Annotated in this window: 18 protein-coding genes; 6 read left to right on the top strand and 12 right to left on the bottom strand. The window is 72.4% G+C overall.

Going from position 1 to position 24,608, the window contains the following annotated elements:
• Window positions 1–14: 14 nt before the first annotated feature.
• Window positions 15–1,352, top strand: a complete 1,338-nt coding sequence (gene hisD, locus ABEE00_RS20775; protein WP_345747094.1) for a histidinol dehydrogenase — start codon at window positions 15–17, stop codon at window positions 1,350–1,352.
• A 40-nt stretch (window positions 1,353–1,392) separates the two neighbouring features.
• Complete coding sequence (locus ABEE00_RS20780) at window positions 1,393–2,766, top strand: MFS transporter (RefSeq protein WP_345747095.1); 1,374 nt, start codon at window positions 1,393–1,395, stop codon at window positions 2,764–2,766.
• A 106-nt stretch (window positions 2,767–2,872) separates the two neighbouring features.
• Here the strand turns inward: ABEE00_RS20780 and ABEE00_RS20785 are convergent, their stop codons facing one another.
• From ABEE00_RS20785 to ABEE00_RS20820, 8 genes are all read right to left on the bottom strand, one after another.
• Complete coding sequence (locus ABEE00_RS20785) at window positions 2,873–3,064, bottom strand: hypothetical protein (protein WP_345747096.1); 192 nt, start codon at window positions 3,062–3,064, stop codon at window positions 2,873–2,875.
• Between the two features lie 219 nt (window positions 3,065–3,283).
• Complete coding sequence (locus ABEE00_RS20790; protein ID WP_345747097.1) at window positions 3,284–4,237, bottom strand: ABC transporter ATP-binding protein; 954 nt, start codon at window positions 4,235–4,237, stop codon at window positions 3,284–3,286.
• On the bottom strand, window positions 4,234–5,088 hold the full coding sequence (locus ABEE00_RS20795; protein ID WP_345747098.1) for an ABC transporter ATP-binding protein: 855 nt from the start codon (window positions 5,086–5,088) through the stop codon (window positions 4,234–4,236). The genes ABEE00_RS20790 and ABEE00_RS20795 overlap by 4 nt, the downstream gene beginning before the upstream one ends.
• Window positions 5,085–5,960, bottom strand: coding sequence for an ABC transporter permease (locus tag ABEE00_RS20800; RefSeq protein WP_345747099.1), 876 nt, complete (start codon window positions 5,958–5,960; stop codon window positions 5,085–5,087). Before ABEE00_RS20800 ends, ABEE00_RS20795 begins: the two co-directional genes overlap by 4 nt.
• Window positions 5,961–6,009: 49 nt before the next feature.
• Window positions 6,010–7,128 carry an ABC transporter permease gene (locus ABEE00_RS20805; RefSeq protein WP_345747100.1) on the bottom strand — a complete coding sequence of 373 codons (1,119 nt, stop codon included), beginning with the start codon at window positions 7,126–7,128 and terminating at the stop codon, window positions 6,010–6,012.
• Window positions 7,103–8,704, bottom strand: a complete 1,602-nt coding sequence (locus tag ABEE00_RS20810; protein ID WP_345747101.1) for an ABC transporter substrate-binding protein — start codon at window positions 8,702–8,704, stop codon at window positions 7,103–7,105. The genes ABEE00_RS20805 and ABEE00_RS20810 overlap by 26 nt, the downstream gene beginning before the upstream one ends.
• Window positions 8,705–8,721: 17 nt before the next feature.
• Window positions 8,722–10,329, bottom strand: coding sequence for an ABC transporter substrate-binding protein (locus ABEE00_RS20815; RefSeq protein ID WP_345747102.1), 1,608 nt, complete (start codon window positions 10,327–10,329; stop codon window positions 8,722–8,724).
• Window positions 10,330–10,334: 5 nt separating this feature from the next.
• The gene (locus ABEE00_RS20820; protein WP_345747103.1) at window positions 10,335–12,617 is read right to left on the bottom strand and encodes a hypothetical protein; all 2,283 of its coding nucleotides are present in this window, start codon (window positions 12,615–12,617) and stop codon (window positions 10,335–10,337) included.
• 164 nt (window positions 12,618–12,781) lie between these two features.
• Between ABEE00_RS20820 and ABEE00_RS20825 the strand changes: the two genes are divergently transcribed.
• Window positions 12,782–13,696: an alpha/beta fold hydrolase gene (locus tag ABEE00_RS20825; RefSeq protein WP_345747104.1), complete on the top strand. Its 915-nt coding sequence runs from the start codon at window positions 12,782–12,784 to the stop codon at window positions 13,694–13,696.
• A gap of 51 nt (window positions 13,697–13,747) precedes the next feature.
• Entirely contained in the window at window positions 13,748–14,116 is a 369-nt protein-coding gene (locus ABEE00_RS20830; protein ID WP_345747105.1) for a DUF6463 family protein, read from the top strand.
• A 45-nt stretch (window positions 14,117–14,161) separates the two neighbouring features.
• Here the strand turns inward: ABEE00_RS20830 and ABEE00_RS20835 are convergent, their stop codons facing one another.
• From ABEE00_RS20835 to ABEE00_RS20850, 4 genes are all read right to left on the bottom strand, one after another.
• Window positions 14,162–18,865: a DUF7927 domain-containing protein gene (locus tag ABEE00_RS20835; RefSeq protein WP_345747106.1), complete on the bottom strand. Its 4,704-nt coding sequence runs from the start codon at window positions 18,863–18,865 to the stop codon at window positions 14,162–14,164.
• Window positions 18,866–19,098: 233 nt separating this feature from the next.
• Window positions 19,099–20,112, bottom strand: a complete 1,014-nt coding sequence (locus ABEE00_RS20840) for an ABC transporter substrate-binding protein (protein WP_345747107.1) — start codon at window positions 20,110–20,112, stop codon at window positions 19,099–19,101.
• 125 nt (window positions 20,113–20,237) lie between these two features.
• On the bottom strand, window positions 20,238–21,173 hold the full coding sequence (locus tag ABEE00_RS20845) for an amidohydrolase family protein (protein ID WP_345747108.1): 936 nt from the start codon (window positions 21,171–21,173) through the stop codon (window positions 20,238–20,240).
• Window positions 21,174–21,256: 83 nt separating this feature from the next.
• Complete coding sequence (locus ABEE00_RS20850; protein ID WP_345747109.1) at window positions 21,257–22,492, bottom strand: PucR family transcriptional regulator; 1,236 nt, start codon at window positions 22,490–22,492, stop codon at window positions 21,257–21,259.
• Between the two features lie 317 nt (window positions 22,493–22,809).
• Between ABEE00_RS20850 and ABEE00_RS20855 the strand changes: the two genes are divergently transcribed.
• Both ABEE00_RS20855 and ABEE00_RS20860 read left to right on the top strand, forming a co-directional pair.
• Complete coding sequence (locus ABEE00_RS20855) at window positions 22,810–23,718, top strand: AMP-binding protein (RefSeq protein WP_345747110.1); 909 nt, start codon at window positions 22,810–22,812, stop codon at window positions 23,716–23,718.
• Between the two features lie 104 nt (window positions 23,719–23,822).
• Window positions 23,823–24,581, top strand: a complete 759-nt coding sequence (locus ABEE00_RS20860) for a DUF1707 SHOCT-like domain-containing protein (protein ID WP_345747111.1) — start codon at window positions 23,823–23,825, stop codon at window positions 24,579–24,581.
• Window positions 24,582–24,608 lie beyond the last annotated feature (27 nt).

A 24,608-nucleotide genomic window follows, 5' to 3' on the forward strand; every position in this document is an offset into this window, starting at 1 on the left:
GCAGGGAGCAGAACATGTCGCTCACCCTCAAGTCCGCCACCGGATCCGCCGCCGCCTCGGCCGCGCGCGCCGACGTCAGGGAGAAGGTCGCGGCGATCATCGAGGACGTCCGCGAGCGCGGGGACGCCGCGGTCCGCGACTACTCGGGCCGCTTCGACGGCTGGCAGCCCGACAGCTTCCGGCTCTCCCCCGAGCGCATCGAGGAGATCGTCTCCCGCGTACCGGAGCAGGTCCTCGAGGACATCCGCTTCGTGCAGCGGCAGGTGCGGCACTTCGCCGAGCAGCAGCTCGCCAGCATGCGGGAGTTCGAGGTGGAGACGCTGCCCGGCGTGCACCTCGGCCAGAAGCACCTGCCGGTCTCGGCGGCCGGCGCCTATGTGCCGGGCGGCCGCTACCCGCTGCTCGCCTCGGCGCACATGACCATCCTCACCGCGAAGACCGCCGGCGTCCCGCGCGTGGTCGCCTGCACCCCGCCCATCCGCGGCGAGGTCCCCGAGGCCACCGTCGCCGCCATGCACCTCGCGGGCGCCGACGAGATCCACCTGCTCGGCGGCGTGCAGGCCGTGGTCAGCATGGCGCTGGGCACCGAGTCGATGGGCCGCGTGGACATGCTCGCCGGGCCCGGCAACGCCTTCGTCGCCGAGGCCAAGCGGCAGCTGTACGGGGAGATCGGCATCGACCTGTTCGCGGGGCCGACCGAGATCCTCGTCGTCGCCGACGAGCACGCCGACCCCTTCGTCACCGCCGTCGACCTGCTCAGCCAGGCCGAGCACGGGCCCGACTCGCCCGCCGTGCTGATCACCACCTCCGAGGACCTGGGCCGGCAGGTGATCGAGCAGATCGAGAAGCTGCTGCCCGGCATGCCCACCCGCGACAACGCCGAGCCCGCCTGGCGCGACCACGGCCAGGTGCACGTGGTGGACGACTTGGACGCGGCGTACGCGCTGGCCGACGAGTACGCCAGCGAGCACGTGCAGATCCTCACCCGGCAGCCGCGCGAGGCGCTGGACAAGATGCGCAACTACGGCGCGCTCTTCCTCGGCGAGGGCACCTGCGTCTCGTACGGGGACAAGGTCATCGGCACCAACCACGTGCTCCCCACCCGCGGCGCGGCCCGCTACACGGGCGGGCTCTGGGTCGGCAAGTACCTCAAGACCGTGACCTACCAGGAGGTCACGAACCCCGCCTCCAGCGCCGAGCTCGGCGAGGTGTGCGGGCGCGCCGCGCGGGTCGAGCTCTTCGAGGGGCACGCGCGCTCGGGCGATGTGCGCGCGGCCAAGTACGCCGACGCGCCGCTGACTTGGGCGCCCGAAGGCTCCGTCACCCGCGAGGACTCGTCCGCCGCGCGCTGACCACCCGCACCGCCCCACCGGCCAGCGCAAGGAGGCGCACATGTCGGTCACCGCCAAGGAGACCCCGCAGGACCCGGGGGCGGGTGGCGCGCCCGCCCCGTCCCCCGCCCGCACGCTCACGTCCAGCACCATCGGCAGCGTCATCGAGTGGTACGACTTCACCGTGTACGGCACGGCGGCCGCGCTGCTGTTCGACAAGCTCTTCTTCAGCAACGTCAGTCCGGCCACCGGGACGCTGGCCTCGTTCGCGACCTTCGCCGTCGGGTTCATCGCCAGACCGCTGGGCGGGCTGATCGCCGGGCACTTCGGCGACAAGCTGGGACGCAAGGCCACGATGGTGGTCACGCTCACCGTGATGGGCATCGCCACGACGCTCATCGGCGTGCTGCCGACCTTCGCCCAGATCGGCATCTGGGCACCGGTGCTGCTGCTCGTCCTGCGGATCTTCCAGGGGCTCGCGGTCGGCGGCGAGTGGGGCGGGGCCGCGCTGCTCGCCGTGGAACACGCGCCGCCGGGGCGCCGCGGCCTCTACGGCGCGTGGCCGCAGACGGGCGTCTCGGCCGGACTGCTGCTGGGGACCGGCGCGTTCAGCCTGGTCTCGCTGCTGCCCGAGGCCCAACTGATGGCCTGGGGCTGGCGGTTGCCGTTCCTGGTCAGCATCGTGCTGGCGGCCTTCGGCTTCTACATGCGCTACAGGCTCACCGAGTCCGACTCCTTCAAGGAGGTCACCGAGGAGTCGGGAGTGGCCAGGATGCCGCTGATCGAGGCGGTGCGCACGCACGGCAAGGAGATCCTGATCGCCTTCGGCGTGCGCTTCGCCGAGGGCGGCAACTACTACCTGATCTCCACCTTCGTGCTGGCCTATCTCACCGGGCACCTCGGCATGGACCAGCAGTCCGGGCTCACCGCCGAACTCATCGCCGCCGCCGTGAACATCGCGGTCCTGCCGCTGTGGGGCGCGCTCTCCGACCGGCTGGGGCGGAAGCCGGTCTTCCTCTTCGGCGCGGTCTTCATGGCCCTGTACGCGGTGCCGTTCTTCTGGCTGCTGGACACCCGCAGCCCGCTGCTGGTCACGGTCGCGCTGGTGATCATGCTGGGCATCCCGCACGGCGCGGTCTACGCGCCGCTGTCCGCCTTCTACGCGGAGCTGTTCACCCCGCGCGTCCGCTACAGCGGCATGTCCATCGGCTACCAGGCGGGATCCGTGCTCCTCGGCGGCTTCACCCCGCTGATCGCCGCCTCCCTCCTGGAGACCTCGCACGTCGCGATGAGCGTCGCGGCGATGATCGCTGGGGGCGCCGTGGTCGCCGCCGTGGCGATGAGCCTGGCGCCGGAGACGTACCGGCGGCGCCTGGAGGGCCGGCCCGAGCCCGCTGCCGCGGCGGTCGGTGCGGAGAGCGCGACGACCGCCTGAGGGGCCGGGGTACGAGGGGATCGCGGGCCGCCCCGGGGAGCTCACCCCGGGGCGGCCCGCAGTCGCGGATACGCCTCACGCGTCACGGGAGGCGCGGCGCGCGGCGTCAGTTGCCGGCCGGGGCACCGCCTCCGCCCCCGCCGAGGAGCGAGCTGACCACCGTCGTCGCCGCCTCCAGGCCCGCCTGCTCACGCGGGGTCAGGTTCTGGGGGTCGTCGGACGCCGACGCCGTGGTGGCGGTGGCCAGGGCTGCGCCGATCGCCAGGAGGACGGTCGCGGCTACGGTGCGGATACGCATGGGGGTTCTCCCGTCGTGGGCCATCACTTTCCCTCCACCTCTCCACGCCGGCGCCCCCTCTGACACCTTGACGCACTGCGTTGGGGTGAGTGGGGGTCGGTGCAGGGCCCTCTCGCCTCGTCGCTGTGCGGCCCCGTCTTACGGGTGAGCCGTACGGGTACGTCGTACGAGCACGCGGTGATCACCGAGGTCGGGGGGCCTGTCCGGCGCGAGGGGCCCTCACGCCCCCGAATACAACCGACACGCCACCCCCTCCTCCCCCAGCTCCGGTTCCTCCGTGTCGCAGCCCTCGAAGGCCCGGGGGCAGCGTGGGTGGAAGGCGCAGCCCGTGGGCGGGGCTGCGGGGTCGGGGACGTCGCCGGGGAGTTCGGTGGGGAGGGTGCCTGCGCCGTCGGGGTGCGGGACGGCGTCCAGCAGGGCGCGGGTGTACGGGTGCCGGGGGCCGGACCAGAGCGCGGCCGTGTCCCCCGTCTCCACGATCCGGCCGAGGTACATCACCGCGACACGGTCCGCGATGAGCCGTACCACCGACAGGTCGTGGCTGATGAAGAGCAGCCCTGCACCCGATTCGAGGGCCAGGTTCCGCATCAGCGCGGCCACGTCGAGCTGGGCCGAGGCGTCCAGCGCGGAGATCGGCTCGTCGGCGATGAGCAGCCGGGGCCGCGCGGCGAGGGCGCGCGCGAGGGCGATGCGCTGCCGCTGCCCGCCGGAGAACTCGTGCGGATAGCGGCGCGCCGCGCTCGCGGGAAGCCCGACGCGTCCCAGGAGTTCGCACGGATCCCCCGCGTCCGCCACGCCGCGCGCCGCCGCCGTACGCAGGCCGTCGGCGAGCTGCGCGCCCACCCTGCGGCGCGGGTTGAGCGAACCGTACGGGTCCTGGAACACCATCTGCACAGCGGTCAGCCCGAGGTCACGGCGACGCGCACGCAGCGGACGCACCGGCGTGCCGTCGAAGGTGACGCTCCCCGAGACCGGCGCCGTGAGTCCGCACACCGCGCGCGCCAGTGTCGACTTTCCGCAGCCCGACTCGCCCACCAGACCGAGCACTTCACCGGCCCGTACCTGGAGGCCGGCCCCGGACACGGCGCGGACCGGCGGCGCGCCCGGTCGCCGGTGGTGGACCACAAGACCGTCGACGGAAAGGAGCGGGAGCGGCCGTTCGTGGGGGGTCATCCGGTGTTCCTTCCGGGGAGCGCGTCCAGGAGCTCGCGGGTGTACGCGTGCCGTGGCACGGTCAGCACCTCGGCGCGCGGCCCGCTCTCCACCACGCGGCCGTCCCGCAGCACGCTCACGGTGTCGGCGACGGCGGACATCACGCCGAGGTCGTGGGTGACGAGGAGGACGGCGAGGCCGAGTTCGTCGCACAGGCCGCGCAGCAGGCGCAGCACCCCGGCCTGCACGGTGACGTCGAGCGCGGTGGTCGGCTCGTCGGCGATCAGCACGCTCGGTTCGCAGGCCAGCGCGATGGCGAGGGCGATGCGCTGGCGCATACCGCCGGAGAACTGGTGCGGATAGCTCCGCAGCGCCGCCTCGGGCTCCGGGATGCGGACCTGCCGGAGCAGTTCGACGGCCCGGTCCCGCGCGGCCTTCCGGCTCAGCTTCCTGTGGTGGCGTACGTGGTCCGTGAGCTGGTGTCCGATGCTGAGCATCGGGTGCAGGGACGTGGCCGGATCCTGGAAGACCATGCTCACTACGCGACCGCGCAGCGCCGCGATCCGCCGGGGCGGCAGGCTCAGCAGATCGGTGCCGTCGAGCAGGATCTCGCCGCCGGTGCGGGCGCCCTCGGGCAGCAGGCCCAGGACGGCCAGCCCGGTCATGGTCTTGCCCGAGCCGCTCTCCCCCGCCAGCCCGTGGATGCGCCCGCGCCGCAGCGGGAGGTCGACGCCGTGCAGCACGCGCCGGAACCCGCCGACGCGCGCGGGCAGATCGAGCGTGAGCCCGGCGATCTCCAGCACGCCGTCGCCCTCACCGCCACCGGACACGTCAGCGCCCGCGTACCCCTCGTCCCTCTCCGGCCGCCTCACGCCGCCCGCTCCTTCTGCGCGCCGAGGGTCTGGGCCGTCGCGGGGTCGAGGGCGTCGCGCAGCGCGTCGCCGAGGAAGTTGAAGGCGAGGACGACGGTGAGGATCGCGAGGCCGGGGAAGACCCCGATCCACCACATGTCGAACTGCTGGGTCCCGGCCGCCACCATCGCGCCCCACTCCGCCGTCGGCGGCTTGGCGCCGAGCCCCAGGAAGGAGAGGCCGGACAGCAGCAGCGTCGCGGTGCCGATGTCGAGCGTGGCGAGCACGAGCAGCGGCCCGAGCACGTTCGGCAGCACGTCCACGCGCAGCGACCGCCACGCGGAGAACCCCAGCAGCCGCCCGCTCAGCACGAATTCACGCGACCGCAGGCCCAGCACGAGGCCGCGGGTGACGCGCGCGTACGAGGGCCAGGCGACGACGAGCACGGCGAGCACCGCGTTGCGCAGGCTCGCGCCGAGCGCGGCGGCGACGACCATGGCCAGGATCACGGTCGGGAACGCGAAAACGAGGTCGGCCACCCGCATCACGGTCTCGTCCACCCACCGCCCGAAGTACCCCGCGCAGGCACCGAGCACCCCGCCGACTAGCAGGGACAGCGTGACCAGGAGCAGCGCTAGGGGAATGGACACGCGGGCCCCGTACAGCACCCGGCTCAGCAGGTCGCGGCCCAGCTCGTCGGTGCCCAGCCAGTGTCCGGCGCCCGGCCCGGCCAGCCGCGGGAGCTCCTGCGCGAGCGGGCTGTACGGGGCGAGCAGCGGGGCCGCGAGGGCGATGACCAGCCACAGCGCGCCGACCACGGCGCCGGTCACGGCGAGCGGCCTGCGCCAGGCGGGAGGCAGCCGCTTGAGGAGCCGGAAGCGGAACAGGCTCATCGCGCCCCCGCCCTCCCCCTCGCAGAAACCCTCACGGAAGCCCTCCCCCTCATCGCACCCTCACCCTCGGATCGATCACGCCGTACAGGACGTCGACGGCGAGGTTGACGGTCAGGTAGACGAGGGCGACGACCAGGCCGACGCCCATGACCGCGGGCAGGTCGAGGGTGGTGGTGCTCTTGTAGGCGTACGCGCCCAGGCCGGGCCAGGCGAAGATCGACTCGACCAGCACGGTGCCCGAGAGCAGCGTGCCGAAGGCCAGCCCGGCGACCGTGACGACGGGCACGAGCGCGGCCCGCAGCACGTACTGCACCAGCACCGTGCGCCCCGGCAGGCCCTTGGCGCGGGCCGCGCGGATGTAGTCCTGGCTCAGCACCTCCAGGACGGCGGAGCGGGTGAAGCGGGTGAGCAGGCCGACGGTGTACGCGGTGAGCACCAGCGCCGGAAGGAGCAGATGGCCCACGGCGCTCCGGAACACCGCCCACTGCCCGGCCAGCGCGGCGTCGACCGTGAACAGCCCCGTGACGTGCGGCGGAGCGCTCATTCCCGGCGCGAGGCGGCCGCTGCCGGGGGCGATGCCGAGCTGGTAGAAGAAGACGTAGAAGGCGAGCAGGGCCAGCCAGAAGGTCGGCACCGAGACGCCCAGCAGGCTGACCACGCGCAGCAGTTGGTCGGTGAAGCGGTCCCGGCGCAGCGCGGCGACCACGCCGAAGAGGACGCCGGCGGCGAGCGAGACGACGATCGCGGCGCCGGCCAGCTCCAGCGTCGCGGGGACGGCCTGCGAGAGGTCCGTGAGCACGGGCCGGTGGCTCTGCTGGGATTCGCCGAGGTCGCCTTGGAAGAGGTTGCCGAGGTAGTGCGCGTACTGCGCGGGCAGCGGCTGGTCGAGTCCGTGCTCGTGGCGGAATCTGGCCACGATGGAGGGGTCCTCGACCGCGCTCTGGCCGAGGTTGGCCGCGGCCGGGTCGCCCGGCACGACGTTGGTGAGCACGAAGGTCACCAGGGTCACGCCGAGCGCCAGGAGCGCGGCCACGCCCGTGCGTTGCAGGAGGTAGCGCGCCAGGGGGTGGCGGGCGAGCGGCCGCCCGCCACCGCCTTTCGCGGAGTCGCTTCTTCTCAGCGGGTCGCTTCTTCTCACCGGGTCACTTCGCCCCGACCGCGGCGACATCGAGCGTCCACACCGGGTTGTAGGCGACGCCGGTGACGGTGGGTGCGTGGACCGTGTTCCGGCTGGGCTGGATGAGCGGGACGAAGGGGCCGTGGGTGTTGAGCCGCTTCTGGATCTGCGCGTACTGCTTCTCGCGCGCCGCGTCGTCCATCGTCACGGCCGCCTTGTCGCCGAGCCGGGAGAGCGCGGGGTCGCCGTCGGCCTTCCAGCCGGCGCGCTTCCCGACCGTCGCGCCGGGGAGGAAGCTCAGGTAGTCGTTGGCATGCGGGTAGTCCGGGCCCCAGTACCAGAGGCCCATCTGCTCCTTCCCTCCGCGGTACTTGGCCATCTCCGTCGCGGTCGAGGCGGGCTCCAGCTTGACGGTGATGCCGACCTCCTTGAGCTGCGCCTGGATCCGCTCCGCCAGGGACTGGAGCGAGAGTCCGTCGATGGTCATGTCGCTGGCGTAACCGAGCGTCACCGTGGGCTTCTTGAGCCCGCTGTCCCTCAACGCCGCCGCCGCGCCGGTGACATCGCGCTCGGCCGCGCCGGACGCGGGCAGCGCGCCGGGGATGCTCCTCGGGATGATCCCGGCGGCCTGGACGGAGCCGGAGCCAGCGAGCCCGCGCAGGCTCCGGTAGTCGAGCCCCTTGCGCACCGCCTCCGCGAACTTCTCCTCCGACGTGGCCTTGCTGACCCGCGAATCCCTGTTGAGCAGCAGGAAGATCACGTTCGAGGACGGCCCCTGGACCAGCTTGAGCCCGCCCCGCAGGCCCTTGACCTGGTCGGAGTTGAGGTCCAGCGCGATCTGGCTGTCGCCGCGCTGCACGTTGAGCCGCTGCGTGGGCGCTTTGACGTTGCGGAGCACGACCTTCTGGTACGCGGGCCGCTGGGGGCCGGTGTACTTCGGGTTCTTCTCCAGCACGACCTGGCTGGTGGTGTCGAAGGCGGCGAGCCTGTACGGGCCCGAGCCCTCCGACGTGCCGTTGAGGTGCCGCTCCGCGGTGTCCGCCTTCCCCGCCTCCGCCGAGCCCCCGTACGCCTTCACCTTCTTCGCGTTCACGATGCCGAGCGCCGGGTTGGGGAGCACGGACGGCAGAGCCGGGTTGGGCTTCTCGCTGGTCAGGACGACGGTGGAGGCGTCCTTGCGTGCCACGTCCACGCCGTCGAGCAGGAACGCCGGGTTGCCCTTGAGCGCGCTGACCCGCTTGAGGGAGAACACCACGTCCTCGGTGGTCACAGGGCTGCCGTCGGAGAACTTCGCCCCGTCGCGCAGGTGCAGCGTGAGCCGCTTCCCGTCCTCGGACTGCTCGTACGAGGAGGCCAGCCCCGGCACCGGCTTGCTCACGTCGCCGCCCTTGTAGGTCAGCAGCGTCTCGTACAGCGCCTTGTCCACGAGGTGCCCGGTCGGCTCGAACTCCCGCGCCGGGTCGGCGGTCTTGAGGTTGAACGAGGTGTCGATCACCAGCGTGCTGCCCCCGCCGGGCGAGCCCGAGACGGGCCCGCCGCCCGAGCAGGCGCCCAGCAGGAGCCCTAAGCCGGCGGTCATCGCGAACGCACGCGCCGTCGTGGGGAATCCGGTGCGCGGTCTGGTCATGCAGGTCTCCTCCGTCGCTACTTTCCGCTGGGGATCACGCAGTGGTCGGGCTGCGGGCTCCCGGTGGGCCAGCCGAGCCCGGCGAACTTCAGCCGTCCTGCGCCGCCGTGCCCGGGGTCCAGCTCCACCACGGCGACCGGTTTGTCGTACGGATTGCCGCCGCTGGTCAGGCAGATGAGGCCGCTGGTGCCCTGGACGCGGTGGCGGGACTGGAGCAGGTTCCACTGGCCGCCCACGTCCCTGCGGTCCGGCACTTTCGACTCGTCGCCCTTCTGCGCCTGGTGCAGCGCGCGGCCGATGGTGACCATGCCGTCGTAGACCAGCATCGTGCGCGAGTCCTCCAGGTTCGGCTCCGAACCGAGCTTCACGCCCTTCCCCTCCAGGTCGTCGATCTCCTTCTGGAGGGCGTCGAGGGCGGCCTTGGGCTCGGTGAGATACCGCGGCCCCTCTTCCCCCTTCTTTCCGCCGGACCGCTGGGCGTGCTTGGCCAGTTCGGTGCGCCAGGCGTCCGGGTGCGCCGGAGCCGCGTACTGCACGGTCACCTTCGGCTTGCCGTCGGGGCCGCGGAGCTGCTCCCAGTTCGCCTCGCTCATGTCCTGCCGGAGCGAGGCGGCGTCAGAGCCGCTGACCAGGGTGTAGGTCCGGCTGCCGCAGTTCATCTGGGCGAGCTTGAGCGCGAGGATCCGCAGGTGCAGGGAACGGCCGGCGAAGTAGATGATGTCGGCCTTCGAGTCGCAGATGTTGTTGGCGATCTGGGTGAACTGATTGCCCGTCGAGCCCTTGTCGTCGATGCCGGGCGACTCGAAGGGCATCGCGGCGGGCCCGGCGGGCCCCGTCTCCTCGATGCCGCTGAACGCCTTCGCGAGCGACTGGCTGTAGCTGTCCTCGCGCTTGTCGTAGACCAGCACGGTCCGCTTGTTCTGCCGCTTCTGGTCGCCGTTGAACTGGGCGAGCGCCTGGGCCGCGTCATGGTTGGCCGGGATGATGCGGGCCAGCCCCGGGAAGCGCTGCCGCGCCTGGCCGTCCGCGCTCTCCTCGTTCGCGATCCGGTCTCCGCTGATCCGGGAGGCGAGCACCGCGACCCTGTTCTCGGTCAGCCGCTTCACCGCCTTCTCGGTCGCGTCCAGGCTCAGGTTGAAGCCGGTGACCGCGCGCAGCCGGTCCTCGGAGGAGTCGGCCATCTTCAGCAGGGTGCCCACCACCTGCTCCTGCCGCCCGTAGTCCTTGCCGGGGTTGGCCAGCACGAGCCGGATCTTGGGCGGCTCGCCCTCACCGCCGTTGGCCTGCCGCTGCCCCAGGTAGGCGCCCTGGAGGTCGCTGCGTATCTGGCGGCTCAGGGCAGAGCCCGGCTTGGACTGGAGCGGCATCATCACCGCGACGGTCACGTGCGGCTGGCCGGCGATCCGCTGGTTCTCCTCGGCGATCGCGTCGGCGACGGGCCTGATCTCCGGGGTGCCGAAGTCGTAGCCGGAGCCGTTGACCCCGACGCACTGGCCGTCGTCCTGCTTCTCGACGCCGTCGGCGCAGGTGTCGGGCTTCTGGAGCAGGGCGCTGAGCAGCCATACGCAGCCCGCGACGACGGCCGCGCTCAGCAGTGCGTAGAGCATCTTCTTCCACTTGGGCATCCCCGTTATCTCCTTCGCCCCAGCTGTTCCGTGCAGGTACAGCGCAGCAGCGGCTGCTCGTTCTCCGCCAGAGCGCTCCAGTCGCCGGCCGTCCTGCTGAGCTGGCCCGCGCCCTCGAACTCCATGATCGAGAGCAGGTCCAGCAGCTTGGCCAGCGTCCGCGCGGTCTCCCTCCCCGTGGGCCTGGTCCGCTCCTCGCACAGCCACACCGCGTGCAGGAGCTGGTCGACGGTGCGGCGCAGCGCGGGCCCCTCGGCCGCCACCAGCCCCTGCGCGCGCTCGCGGCGCGCGTCGGCGCCGCCGGGGTACGGGGCCTGGGCGATCTCCAGCAGCTCGGCGCACCACGCGCGCGGCCGCCCCGGGAGGGTCTCGGCGAGGTGGTCGACCACCTCCTCGGCGCCGCCCGAGACCAGGTGGTGGTTCATGCGGTGCGCGACGACCGAGCGGAACGCCTCATCGCCGGCGGCCTCTTCGCCCCCGCCGTCCCTGCCGGCTGGGTCACCGGCCGCGCCGCTCCTGCGCCCCGCGCCCACGTCGGCCGCCTCGTGCTCGGCCCACTCCGGCGCGGCCTCGTCCACCGCGGCGCGCACCGCGTAGTAGTCGCGCAGCAGATGGTGGTCGGCGTACCAGGCGGCGCCCTCGGGCCGCAGTCCGTAGAGCCGGTGCACCAGCATCTGGCGCAGCCCGAAGTCGCCGATGAAGTGCCGTTCGCAGCGCGGCCACCCGGTGTCGGTCAGCAGCTTGGCGACCTGATGCGCCGTCAACTTGTGCACATGGCCCTCCTGGTGGTGGCGCAGCAGCACCCCGGCACACTCCTCGTCGTGCGCGACCGACAGGTGGGTGAGCAGGTCGAGCCAGTGCGCGCGGTGCTCACCCGGCAGGTCCACCGGGAGCTGATCCATGACCAGTTCCTGCAACAGCGTGTCCAGTACGGGCTGTTCGGCGACGCCCTCACCCGGCAGCCGCAGCGGGGCCTCCAGCAGGTCGCGGTCGTTGGCGTCGGCGGGCATGCGGAAGGCGGCAGCGGCGGCGGCCAGCCGCTGCACCGTGTGCGGGCGCCCGCCGCTCAGCCGGGCCACGGCGGCGTCGATGCGGCGCCGGTTGGTCCCGCCCTCCGGCTCGGCGCGGGCCTGGCGGCGCTCGGTCTCCGCACGCAGCTGATCCCCGTTGAGGAAGGGCATCCGCAACAGCAGCACGCCGTCGGCCAGCGGCGCCTGGTCCGAGCCCTCGCCCGCGCTCCGCGACCAGGCGGGCGGTCCCCCGTCGGCTGGCCGGAACTCCGCGGGCCCGGTCACCTCCTGCGCCGGCAGCCCGCCGTGCAGGAACGCGCCGCCGTCCGCCCTGCGGGCCGTGCCGACGATCACCACGCGGTCCTGACGCGCGGCCCTGCGGTCGCTGAGCACGGCGCGCAGCAGCCGCTCGCCCAGCGGCTTCTCGGCGTGGTCCAGCAGCAGCGCGGGACGGCCGACCCTGCGCAGCCAGCCGGAGGCCGAGGCGTACGCGGACTCCAGGTCCTCGCGCAGCGCGCGGAACAGGAAGCCCTCCGCCACCTCCCGTTCAGCCCCGCCCTCCTTGAAGTCGGCGGCGAGGTTGCGCAGCCCGTGCCGCGGCTGTCCGGCGGCGCCCGCGTACGCGCCGTAGATCCGCTCCAGTTCGGCGCGGCCGCGCGGGGCGAGGCGCTCGAAGAGCACCTCCAGCAGCGCGTTGCTCACCGCGGCCGAGTACGGGTCGAGGTGCTGGGAGGAGAGCGTGGTCACCAGGTTGCGGGTGGCGCCGCGCAGCACGCCCTGCCAGAAGCCGCCGGAGCCGACGCCCAGCACGCGCTGTTTCTGCGCCAGTTCCTCGTACCGTTCCACCTCCGTGGCGACCGCCTCCGGGGTCCCCTCGGAGACGCCGGTGGCCACCATCGCCAGGCCGGTGAAGAAGCGGGGGAAGGCGAAGGAGCCGCCCGTGCCCTGCCAGGTGCACAGCCGCCTGGCCACCTCGACCAGCGCCTCGGTGGTCTCCGAGCGCGCGTCGGGCTCGGGTGCGGCGCGGTCCGCGTACCCCTCCCAGGCGCAGTCCAGGTAGATCGCCGGGACCTTGGTGGCGAATCGGTCCTGCACGCAGCGGAGCAGGCGGCCCTTGCCCATTCCCGGGCCGCCGGTGAGCAGGACCACCGGCAGGTCGGGGCCGTACAGCGGGTCCCGTCCGCTGCCCGAGGGCGAACGGCCCAGCAGGCAGGCGAAGAAGCCCTCCTCGCCGAGCAGTTTCTCGAACCCCAGGTCTTCACACACGGGCTCCCCCATGGAGTGCTCTTCCGCCCGAGAACGGCCGAACCGGTGACCGGTGCGCCAGGGCAGGCTAGTGGAACACGGGACACGAACCCATCCTGCGTCCTGAATCGACTTCTGTGTACATGAGTTGACGAGTCATCATCACTGTGCTGAAGAGCGGCTGGAGGGGTGCGCGGGTGTGCGATCGGGGCATCACGGCGGGTCACGGGCTGTCCTCGACGGCGCGCCCGGCGACCCTGCCGGAGACGCGGGGCCGCGCGGCGATGTCCGACGGGGCGCGTCTGCACTGGACGGCCCTGGGCGACACCGCTGCCCGGCCCCCGGTGGTGCTGCTCCACGGCGGTCCAGGGCTGCCCGACTACCTGGGCGAACTCGCGCCCATGGCCGCCGACTTGGCACCCGTCTTCCGTTACGACCAGCGCGGCACGGGCCGGTCGCGCTGGCACGGCCGCCACTCCCTCGCGCGGCACGTCGCCGACCTCGCCCGGCTGCTCGACGCGTGGGAGGCGCCCGCGGCCGTCCTGGTCGGGCACTCCTACGGGGCCGACCTGGCGAGCCGCTTCTGCTTCGCGCACCCGGAGCGGGTCGCCGCGATGCTGCTGATGTGCGGGCCGTTCACCGGCGACTGGCATGCCCGGTACGCGGCGGAGCGGGACCGCCGGATGTCCGGGGCGCAGCGGGCGAGGCTCGGCGCGCTGAAGGAGCTGCCGCACCGCACGGAGGCCGAACTGCTCACGCTGTCCTGGTTCACCGACCACGCCGAGCCCGTACGGGGCCGGCGCTGGGCGGCGCGGGGCGCGCGCCGTCGCCGCCCGGTGAACTGGGCCATGAACCGCGAGCTCGGCGAGGCGTCCGGCCTGGACCCCCTCGACGCGCACCTCGCCGCACTGCGCGCCCGCCGCCCCGCGCGCACGGAACTCCTGGCCGGCTGCGAGGATCCGCGCCCCGTCTCGGCGCTCGCCTCGCTGGCCCGCAGGCTCGGCGTCCCCCTCGTACGGGTCGAGGGCGCGGGGCACGAGCCCTGGCGGGAGCGGCCCGCCGAAGTGCGCGCGCATCTGCGGGAGTTCGTCCGCGGAGCGCTCGGCGCATAGGGCGCATCGGCCCGATACCGCCCCACGTCACGCCTCCGTACGATCGGGCGCATGACGCGATACTCAGCGGGACGCTGGCTCCAGGTCGTCGGGCTCGCGCACGGGGCCCTCGGCGCCGTCGTCTACCGGGACGTGTTCGCCGACATGGCGCGCGGAGGGCTGGTCGACTCGGTGCCCGAGCGCGGCGACCGGGCCGCCGCCTTCTGGTTCGTGGCCGCCGCGCCCGCGCTGTGGCTCGGCGGCCGCCTGCTGCGCTCCGCCGAACGGCACGGGGACCTCGCGGCCCAGCGCTCCGCAGGCGCCGTCCTCACCGCCATCGGCACGGCGGGCACCGCCGCGATGCCCAAGAGCGGATTCCCCTCGCTGGTGGCCATCGGCGGCGTACTCCTCTACAGGTCACGCGCACGACGCCCGAGCTGACACGGCGTCCGCCTTACCGGCGCGGCGGGCTGAGCTGGCACGACGTCACCCCTGCCCATCGCGGTTCCGCCGCACCGCGTACAGGCCGAGACCCAGGGCCAGCAGCACGGAGGCCGCGCCGCCCAGCAGTTCGGCCGACAGGCCGGTGTCGGGTAGCCATCCGCTGTCGCCGTCGTCCTGGCCGTGCGGGTGGGGCGGTGCGGTGGGGGGCGGTGTGGTGCCGGTGACTGTCGTGGTCGTACCGCAGCGGTCGTTGTCCTTGGGCTCCGTGCACGTGCTGCCCGGCGTGCGGGAGACCACCGCGTTGCGCAGCGTGGCGCCGGAGGGCGCGTCGGGGTCGACGGTCACCGAGTAGGTGAGGGTGACACGCTGGCCTGCGGCCAGCCTCCCGTTCCAGACGAGGGTGTCGCCGCGGCGGGCGACGGTGCCGCGGTCGGCGGTGGCGTCGCCGTCGTAGGCGGCGTGCCGCAGTACGGAGCCGAGGTCGTCGGTGAAGGTCGCGTCGTCGTAGTCGGTCTCGCCGGTGTTGGTGGCGGTGACGGTGTACGTGACCTTCTGGCCCGGCGCGACGGTGGGCCCGGGGGCCGACCGCTTGACGAGCGTGAGCTCCTGTCCGGCGGTGCCCTCCTGGGTCTCGACGGGGGTCTCGGTCGAGCAGCGCGGGTCCACCGCGTCGGCCCGGCGCGCGGCCCGTCCGCCCATCGGCAGCGGGCAGTTGGTGCGCGAGGTGCTGGTCACGCTGTTGCCGAGCACCTGGTCACCGCCCGGCGGATCGCCCACCGTGACGCTGTAGGCAACGGTCGCCTTCTCGCCAGCGCCGAGGTCTCCGTTCCAGGTCAGCGCGGGTGCGCCGTAGGCGACGGTGCCGCGGTCGGCGCGCGCGTCGCCGTTGTACGAGGCGTCGTCCAGCACTCCGCTGAGGTCGTCGCGGTAGGTCGCGTTCCGGTAGGTGCTGTCCCCGGCGTTGCGGACGGTCACCGTGTAGTGGACGGTCCCGCCCGGCTCGGTCCGCTCGGGCCGCGCGCTCTTGGCGATCTCCAGATGGGGCGAGGGCAGGTCCTCGCGGCAGTCCGGATCCTTCGAGTCCGCGGCGCAGTTGGAGCCCTCGCCGGTGACCCGGTTGCCCAGGTGCCGGTCGCCGGCGTCGGTGACCTTCACGGAGTACGTGACGGTGGCCCTCTCACCGGGGTCCAGGTCGCCCCGCCAGGTCAGCCGGGGTGCGGCGTAGTCCACCTCGCCCCTGTCGGCCTTGGCGTCCCCGTTGTACGTGGCGTCGTCCAGCACACCGCTGAGGTCGTCGGTGAAGGACGCGTTCTCGTAGCCGCCCTCTCCCGTGTTCTCGACGGTGATGCGGTACTCCACGCGGTCGCCCGCGCGGAATTCGCGGGGGCTGCCGGTCTTGGTGATCTTGAGGGCGGGGAGCGGGGTGTCGGTGTAGCAGACGGAATCCTCGCCGTCCTCGCCGCTCCCGCCCCCGCAGTTGTCGTCATCGTCGCTGGTCACGGCGTTCTTCAGCCGCTTGTCTCCAGCCGGCGGGTCGTCGACGGTGACGGAGTAGGTGACGTTGACCGTCTCCCCGGCCGGTACGTCGCCCCGCCACGTCAGCTTCGGCGCCCGGTAGTCGACCGCGCCCGCCGTCGCCCTCGCGTCCCCGTCGTACGCCGCGTCGTCCAGCACTCCGCTCAGGTCGTCGGTGAAGGAGGCGCCGGTGTAGGCGGCCTTGCCGTTGTTCACGACCTGGACGGTGTAGTTGACCTTGTCGCCGGGCTGAGGGCGCTTCGGGGACGAGAGCTTCTTGATGCTGATCGCGGCGACCGGCACGGTCTCGCCGCACTCCCCGCTGCCCCCGCCCGGCGGGCACGTGGAGTCCGGCGGCCCGGTCACGGCGTTCTTCAACTGGCCGTCGCCCGAACCGCTCGCGCCCTTGACGGTGACCGAGTACGTGATCGTCGCGGAGGCCCCGGCGGGCAGGTCGTGCCGCCAGCTCACCCGGGGGCGCGAGTAGTCGGCCGTACCGGCCGAGGCTCCGACGTCCCCGTTGTACTCGGCGTCGTCCAGCACCTCCGACAGGTCGTCGCTGAACGCGGCACCCTCGTACGTCGCCGTCCCGGGATTCGTGGCGGTCACCGTGTAGGTGACCTTCTGCCCCGGCTTCGCGCTGTGCGGGCTGGCGGTCTTCTTCAACTCCAGCCGCGCAATGGGGGTTTCGGTACTGCAGTCGGGGTCGCGCCCGGTGTCGCCGGCGGGGCAGTCGGTGTCCTCGGTGCCGGTCACGCCGTTCTTGAGGCGGCCGTCGCCCTGGGGCGGCTTGCCGACGGTGACGGAATACGTGACCGTGACCGTCTCCCCCGCGGGCACATCGCCCCGCCACGACAGGCGCCGCGCCCCGGCGTCGTACGCGGCGCTGCCGGAACTGGCCCGCGCGTCGTCGTTGAAGCGCGCGTCGTCCAACGTGCCGCCGAGGTCGTCGGTGAAGGAGGCGCCGCTGTATGCGGCCTTGCCCTTGTTGCGCACGGTCACCGTGTACGTGACCTTGTCCCCCGGCTTGGCCTTGCCCGGCGAGGAGGTCTTCTTGATGTCCAGCGCGCTGATGTGCGTCTCGCTGGAGCAGTCCGCATCCGTGGAACCGGCGGCGCAGTTGGAGCTCCCGGGCCCGGTCACGGTGTTGCGCATCGCGTTGTCGCCGGTGGGCGGGTTCTTCACGCGCACCGTGTAGGTCAGGGTGAGGGTCTGGCCCGCGGCGATGTCCCCGGTCCACGTGAGCTTCTGCCCGTCGGCGTCGTACGCGGGCCGCGTCGCCGCTTCACTGCCGCCGAACTCGGCCCTGGCGTCGCCCTGGTAGTCGGCGTCGTCCAGCACCTGCCGCAGATCGTCGCTGAGCGTGACGCCCCGCAGGTCGCCGGTGCCGGTGTTCTCGGCGGTGATGCGGTAGGCGACCGTGTCACCGGGCTTGGCCTCCGCCGGGGTGGCGCTCTTCTTGATGCTCAGCGCACCGAGCTTCTCGTCCGTGGAACAGTCCGGGTCAGGATCGCGGGAGCCCGCAGCGCAATTGCTGCCCTCTGCGACGACCGAATTCCGCAACCTCTTGTCCCCACCCGGAGGTTCACCCACCTTCACGGAATAGGTGAGCGTCACCGTCTCACCGGCCCTGATATCGCCGCTCCAGCTCAGCTTCTTCGCGCTGGCGTCATAACTCGGCTGCGTCGGGGTATCACTCCCGCCGCTCTTCGCCGCCGCATCGTTGTTGTACGTGGCATCGTCCAGGGTCCCCGACAGGTCGTCAGTGAGCCGCGCGCCCTTCCACGTCGCCGAGCCCTCATTGCGCGCCGTGACCGTGTAAGTGACCTTGTCGCCCGGCTTCGGGTCGCTCGGGGACGCCGACTTCTTCACCTGGAGCAGGGCGAGCGGCACCTCGTCCGAGCAGACCGGGTCCTGCGAGCCCGCGGAGCAATTGCTGCCCTCCGACGTCACGGTGTTGCGCAACTTCTTGTCGCCGCCCGGGGGTTCGCCGACCTTTACCGAGTAGGTCAGGGTCACCTTCTCGCCGGCGGCGATATCGCCGTTCCAGGTCAGCTTCTTCGCGGCCGCGTCATAGCTCGGCTGAGTCGGGGCGTCACTCCCGGCAGTCTTCGCTGTCGCGTCGTTGTTGTACGTGGCGTCGTCCAGGACGCCGGAGAGGTCGTCCTCGACCGCCACACCCGTGGCGGGACCCGTGCCCTCGTTGGTCACGTTCACCGTGTAGCGCACCGTGTCGCCCGGCTTGGCGTTCGCGGGGGTGGCGGACTTCCGGACCTTGATGTTCTCGGTCAGGTTCTCCGCGATGTCGCAGCTCGCCAGGTCGGTGATCGGCCAACCGCCGCCGTACTCCGACTGAATGCGGCCCTTCTGGTTGTCCTGTGCGTTGCCGCCGGCCACCTGGACGGACTGGCCGGTGCGCGGATCCACCTTGTACAGCGCGCCCCAATAGGCGCCGAGGTAAATCGACCCGTTGTGGTACGCCATCCCGTAATTGCTGAAGCCGTTGGAGGATCCGGGGCCCTCCACCTTCACCACCCGGGTCGTGGTGCCGGTGCTCGGGTCGAGGCGGTAGATGTACGTGGCCCCGCCGGAGGTGATGCCGTAATACGCACCGCCGTCGCTGTCCACGAACATGTCGGGCACCATCGTGCCCCCGTCGAACACCGCATCACCGGCAGGTTCCGGCTTCAGGTTGTCGCCCCGGGACCACACCGTGGTCTCCCCGGTGGCGAGATTCATCGCGAACAGCTTCGGCGCGCCGCCGTTCTGCGCCCCGTACAGCATCCCGCGCTGCGGATCGGCCGTCAGGCCGCCCCAGTCGACGCCCGCGGGGAGATTCCGCTGCTCCCCTCCGGCGATTTCGTCGGTCACCTCGTCGGTGCCCGACACATGCTTGTAGAGCTTGGGATTCGAGGATCTGTAATCGGCGTAGAAAGCAGCCGGCTTTCCGGAGTCCGGGTCCTTCCCCAACGCCATGCTGGAGGACCAGTAATCCGGCGGCGTGCCGCCCTTCCGCTTGGTGATGACCGTGTTGTCGATGGAGGCGTCACCGGCAGCGTCGTCCTGGAACTGCATTCCGGAGCGGTAGTTGCTGTAGTAGAGGCTGTCGCACCCGAAGGACGACGGCGTCCGCTCGCCCTCCACCGGCCAGGACTCGGCGGCCGCCTGCCCCGATCCGGCCACCACCAGGGCGGGCACCATGAGCACCAGAGCCAGCACCTGGGCCGTCACGCGCTTCGCTTGCCACCGAACTTCCCGCCGCACAGTCCCTCCGAGCCTTCAAGCAGGTGGAATACCCTGCATAGGCTCAGAATGAGAAAAGGGAAACAAGTGTCCGCCACAAGTCGGCGCGCGTTCTCACCCGTAAGAGGCACGCGGAAAACTCCAGGCGCTCCCTCTGTACGAAAAGAGCATGAAGGAATTCCGAGGCGCGTCCCGAGTCCAGTTCCGGCGCCGGATCCGGATCAACCCCGGTGCAGCTTGCGTGATTTCGTGAGCGCCGCGGCGAGCCGTTCCACCACCGGCGCATACCCGCGATAGCTGTAGCGCTCCTCCGTGGCCCACGGTATGACCTGGTCTTCCTGTACCGCGCGCAGGTTCTTCCACACCGGCTTCTCGGCGAACTGCTCGCGCGTGAAGGCACCCTCGCGATTGTCGAGCATCAGCAGGTCGGCCTCGTACTTGTCCGCGTTCTCCCAGCTCACGTACTCCCAGAAGGGGCCCTCCTTGCCCGTCTTCCCCTCGATGAAATGCACGCCGAGGCTCTTGAAGTAACTCAGATCGGCGGAGGGGCCGGGGTTGGCGACGTACATGTTGTCGAAATCGCCGGACATCGCCATCACGCGCAGCCCGCCCGCCTTGCGCGCGGCCTCGCGCAGCGTGCGTTCTGCCTTCGCGAAGCGCTCCTTGGCCTCGGTGACCTTCTTCGCGCGCATGTCGGCGCCGAGGGCGCGGGCGAGTTCGTCGTACCTCCGCAGCGGAGTGCGGAGGGAGGTGTACGCGGCCTTGATGCCGACGCTGGGCGCGAGCGCGGAGATCCGCTTGGCGCCGCCGTCCGGCACATACCAGAGCTTGGGCGGCGGGATCATGTTGCTGACCAGGAGCTGCGGCCGGAGTTTCGCATAGCGCTCGATGTCGAACTCGCCGAACGCGGTGCCCAGGCTGGTGATCCCTGAGGTGTCCAGGTCGCCGGACTGGGCGCCGGGTCTGCCCTTGACCTGCTTGCTCGGGCCGAAGATCCCGTCGCAGGTGATGCCGTAGTCGTACAGCGCGGCGGCCGAGCTGATGTACGCGACGATGCGCTCGGGGCGGCCCTCGCTGCGCGCGGTGCGCCCCCGGTCGTCGGTGAACTCCCAGCTCCCGCCGGAGGACTGGGCGGAACCCGAGCCCCCGCATGCGGTGAGCAGCGCGCCGAACCCGAGCGCGCCGCCCGCGCTCAGCAGCCGGCGCCGGGAGGGAGCAGGGGTCGGCGATGTCACGGCGTACCTCTTTTCACGGCAGCTTCCACGGCAGGTCAACTTAGGTAAGGCTAACCTACCCCGAAAGAGGTGACCGCCGGACCGCCGAGGTGACCGCCACGCCGCCGGACCCCCGCCCCGCCCCCTCAGAGTCCGAACAGCTTCGCCCCGTTGTCGTGGCACACCGCGCGCAGCCAGTCCTCGCCGAGGTCCAGCCGCTCCAGCGCGTGGAGCTGATGCACGTACGGATAGGGGATGTTGGGGTAGTCGGTGCCGAGCAGGACGCGGTCGCCCAGGCCGGCGAGCCGGGGCAGCTCCTCGCGGGGGAAGGGCATGAACTCCTCGGTGAAGTCCGTGAACGCCATCGTCGTGTCCAGCCGCACCTCCCCGTACCGCTCGGCGAGGCCCAGGAAGTCCGCGTACTCGGGCATCCCCACATGCGCGACGACCAGCCGCAGCCGGGGATGGCGCGCCAGCACGCACGCGATCGGTCCTGGGCCCGTGTGCTTCCCGGGTGCCGGGCCCGAGCCGCAGTGGATCACCACGGGGACCCCGGCCTCGGCGAGCAGGCCCCACGCGGGGTCGAGGAGCGGGTCGGCCGGGTCGTAATCGCCCACCTGCACATGGGACTTGAAGACCCGCGCGCCCGCCTCGACGGCCTCGCGGACGTACGCCTCGGTGTCGGGCTCGGGGTAGAGGGTGGCGGTGTGCAGGCAGTCGGGGGTGCGGGCGGCGAACTCGGCCGACCAGCCGTTCAGCCAGCGCGCCATGCCCGGCTTGTGCGGATAGAGCATCGAGGTGAAGGCGAGCACGCCGAAGTCGCGGAGCAGCGCGGTGCGTTCGGCCTCGCCGGCGCGGTAGGTGATCGGCCACTCCAGGCCGCCGATCAGCGGGCCGTTCGCGTCGAAATATTCCCAGACCTTGTGCAGGACGCGCTCGGGCATGAAGTGCGTATGGACGTCCACCAGCCCGGGCAGCCCGAGGCGGCCCCAGAAGCGGCGTACCTCCTCCGCTTCGGAAGACGTGGTCGACGGAACGGCGGATTCGGCGGACCCTGCGGGTGCCCTGCGGTGATCGTCCATGGCGCCCACCCTCGTACCCGGTGCCGCGGCCGGTCCACTCCCCTTCGCCGACGCGAGACGAAGGTCTCGGTCAGGGGGCCCGGTCAGGGCGTGTGCGGCGCGAGGGGGCCGTGCTCCAGCAGGGTGGGGAAGGTGCCCACCGCGTCGAGCGCGGTGGAGAGCTCGGCGACGATCTTCGGATCGTCCAGCGGCCCGCGCAGGAACTTCTCCAGGCGGTGCATGCGGTAGCGCACGGTGTTCTGGTGGCAGTAGAGCGCGCGCCCCGCCTCGGTCGCCGAACCGTGCGCCTCCAGCCACGCGCGCGCGGTGGCCAGCAGCGTGGTGCGGTCGTCCTCGGGCAGCGAGAGTACGCCGCCGAGGATGCGGTGCACGGCGCGCTGCGTGGTCTCCAGGTTGTTCATCACCAGCTCTGTCAGCGGGGTGTCGTCGAGCTGGCGCACCTCCTTGCTGCCGGGGCTCAGCGACTCCAGCGCGACGTGTGCGTACCGCAGCGCGCGTACGGTCTGGTCAAGACGCTCGTACACCGGGCTCACGCCCACGCGGCCCGTCGCCACCTCCCGTACGGCGTCGACGATCCGCTCCACGGGGCGCCGGCGCGGGCAGGCCAGCACGCCCGTCTCGGACCCCGGCTGGGCCCGCCAGGCGGAGCCGACGTCCAGCGCGCGCAGCCGCCCGTCGAGTCCCGGCAGCGGCGGATCGCCCGCGCTGACGCTCTCGGCGGTGACGACCAGGAACGTGCCCTGGAAGGGGAAGTCGAGCATCCGCGCGACCTCCCACACGGTCTCGCTGTTCGCCGAGGGGCCGTCGATCAGCTCGGCGACCAGGGCCGATCGGCGCCGGTCGGTCTCCACCATCCGCTCGGCGAGGGTCTCGCGATAGGCGTCGGTGAGGGCCGAGGAGTACGCGTCCGAGAGCTCCCAGATATGGGTCGCGGCCTCCAGCAGGGCGGTGGGGGCGCCGCCGCCCGCCTTCCTGGCCTCGGCGAGGAGGTGGTCCCAGAGGTAGCGGAAGTTCACCCGGTACGCGCGCAGGATCTCCGGCAGCGGTGCGTTCTGCAGCGCGCGCTTCCGGCCGGTCGTGGTGGGGCCCGACAGGTCGAGCGAGGAGGAGGCCGGATCGGCCAGATACTCCAATATGTAGCCGACGTTGTGGCGCATGGAGGCCTGGAGATCCTCCGGGCCGACGACCATGGTCCGGTAGAACTCGATGTTTTCGTACGTCTGCTGGGCCATCGCCGCGGCTATGGAGTCGATCCGGCCGAGCAGCGTCACGGCCAGGGCTGACACCTGGGCGTCTGGGCGGGGAGCTGAGGCGTGCACGGGCCGACCATAAGCCAGCGCCCCTCCCCGAATTCGCTCAATGCCCGAATTCGCCGAGCCGTACGGGATGTTGTCGGCCGCTACAGAAGTCCCTGTCGGTGCACACATGGTGCGCGGCCGCTCCCTGCCGTCAGGATCGCCACGGTGGGACAGGACCGGGCCGCAGCGGACGGGACCGAGCTGGACCGGACTGAACCACGAGTCAGGCAGGCCCGGACCGGACCGCGCGTCAGGCCGGCTCAGGACCGAACCGCGAGCCGGCGCCGGGCCCGGGCCGGCCCGTGAGTCAAGACAGCGCGCAGGAAAGCGAATTCGACGTGAGCAACCTCGCCACTGCCCTGGTGGAAGCCGCCAGGCGCGCCCCGCAGCGACCGGCGGTACGGGTGCACGGCACCGTGCTGACCTACGCCGAACTGGACGAGCTCAGCGCCCGGGTGGCCGGCGGGCTGCTCGCGCACGGCGTGCGCCCCGGCGACAGGGTGGGCTTGCGGCTGCCCCGCGTCCCCGCCTTCCCCGTCCTCTACTTCGGGGTGCTGCGCGCCGGCGCCGTCGTGGTGCAGGCGTACTCCCGGCCGCGCAGCATCACCCACGGCGCCCGGCTCATCCTCACCGCCCCCGGTGCGCGGCGCGCGGCCGACGGGGAGGCGGAGCGGCGCGGCGCCGCCGCGTTCCTGCCCGTCGGCCCCGACTTCCTCGCCCAACTGGCCTTCTGGCCCCAGCAGTCCGCCGTGGTGCGGCGCGCCGACGACGATCCGGCGGTGCTGATCTGCCCCGTCGAGCGGGACGACGCGGGCTCCGGCCCGGGTACGGGGAGGAGCGGGCCCAGCGGCGTCACCCTCAGCCACGGCGCGCTGCGCACGAGCGCCGCGGATACGGCGCGGGCGCTGATGCGGGAAGGCGCCGCCGACCGCGCCGGGGGCAGCACGCCGGTCTTCTCCCCCGACTCCCGCACCGACGGGCTCAACGCGGTGCTCCTCTCCGGCGCGTGCCTGCCGGTGGCGCGGGCGTCCGCCGCGGACGCTGCGGGTGGGGGCGGGGCTACGCCTCGTACGGTCGCGGTCGCGCGTGGGAGGGGCCCGGACCGCGCGGGTACGGGAATGGGCTCGGGCCCGCTGCCCGCGCCCGAACTCCCCCACGTGCTGCCCCTCTCCCGTCCCCAGCCGCTCCCCCGTCACCCCCGGCCGGGGCCGCCGGGGCTCATGCTCGGCGGGGGCCGCGGGCTCTGAGCCCATCCGCCCCGAGTTGGCCTGTCGCGCTATAGCGTGGGACTTCTCGTCGTGCCGCCCGGTGGCGGCGCGCGCAGACCTTCGACAGGACCAGGGACGGAAGCATGCCGGGAGAGATACCGCCCACGGGAAAGTCCACCGGGAACTCCTCCGGGGAGCCCGCAGGAGAGCCCGCAGGACAGCTCTCCGGGCAGCCCTCCGACGCTCCCGCCGGCGACGGCTCCCCGCCCCCGTTGCGTGCCTCCCACGCGGACCGGGACCGGGTGGTGGACGTGCTGCGGGTCGCCGCGGGCGACGGCCGGCTGACGGCCGCCGAGCTGGAGGAACGCCTGGAGACCGCGCTCTCGGCCCGTACCCTCGGCGAACTCGCGGCGCTCACCGCCGACCTGCCCCCTGCCGCCGGGACGGCCCTCGCGTACGAGGCCGGCGGCGCGGCGGCGAAGGAGGTCGTGCGCATCGACCAGCAGTACAGCGCGGTCGAGCGGGTGGGCCGGTGGGTGGTGCCGCGGCGCATGGAACTCACGCTGGAGTACTGCGACGTGACGCTCGACTTCACCGAGGCCGTGATCACACAGGACACCCTCCGCATCGACATGGAGATGGAGGGCAAGACCCTCACGCTGATCACGCGGCCCGACATCGTGGTGGACGTGGACGAGCTGCGGCTGCAGTACAGCAAGGTCAAGCACCGCAGGGTGCCGGCCGCTCCCGGCACCCCGGTCACGCTGCGGGTGGAGCTCGCGGGGACGAAGGAGTACGGGCGCGTGGTGGTGCGGCCGCCGCGCCGGAGCTTCGCGCAGTGGCTGCTGCGCAGGCCGGTCGGCGGGGGCGGGGGCACGGGTTCCTTGCCGCGCGGAAGCTGAACTTCCATTCCGACCTGCCCTTCGCCT

The sequence above is a fragment of the Streptomyces odontomachicola genome (assembly GCF_039605595.1).
In the GTDB taxonomy this organism is placed as follows: domain Bacteria; phylum Actinomycetota; class Actinomycetes; order Streptomycetales; family Streptomycetaceae; genus Streptomyces.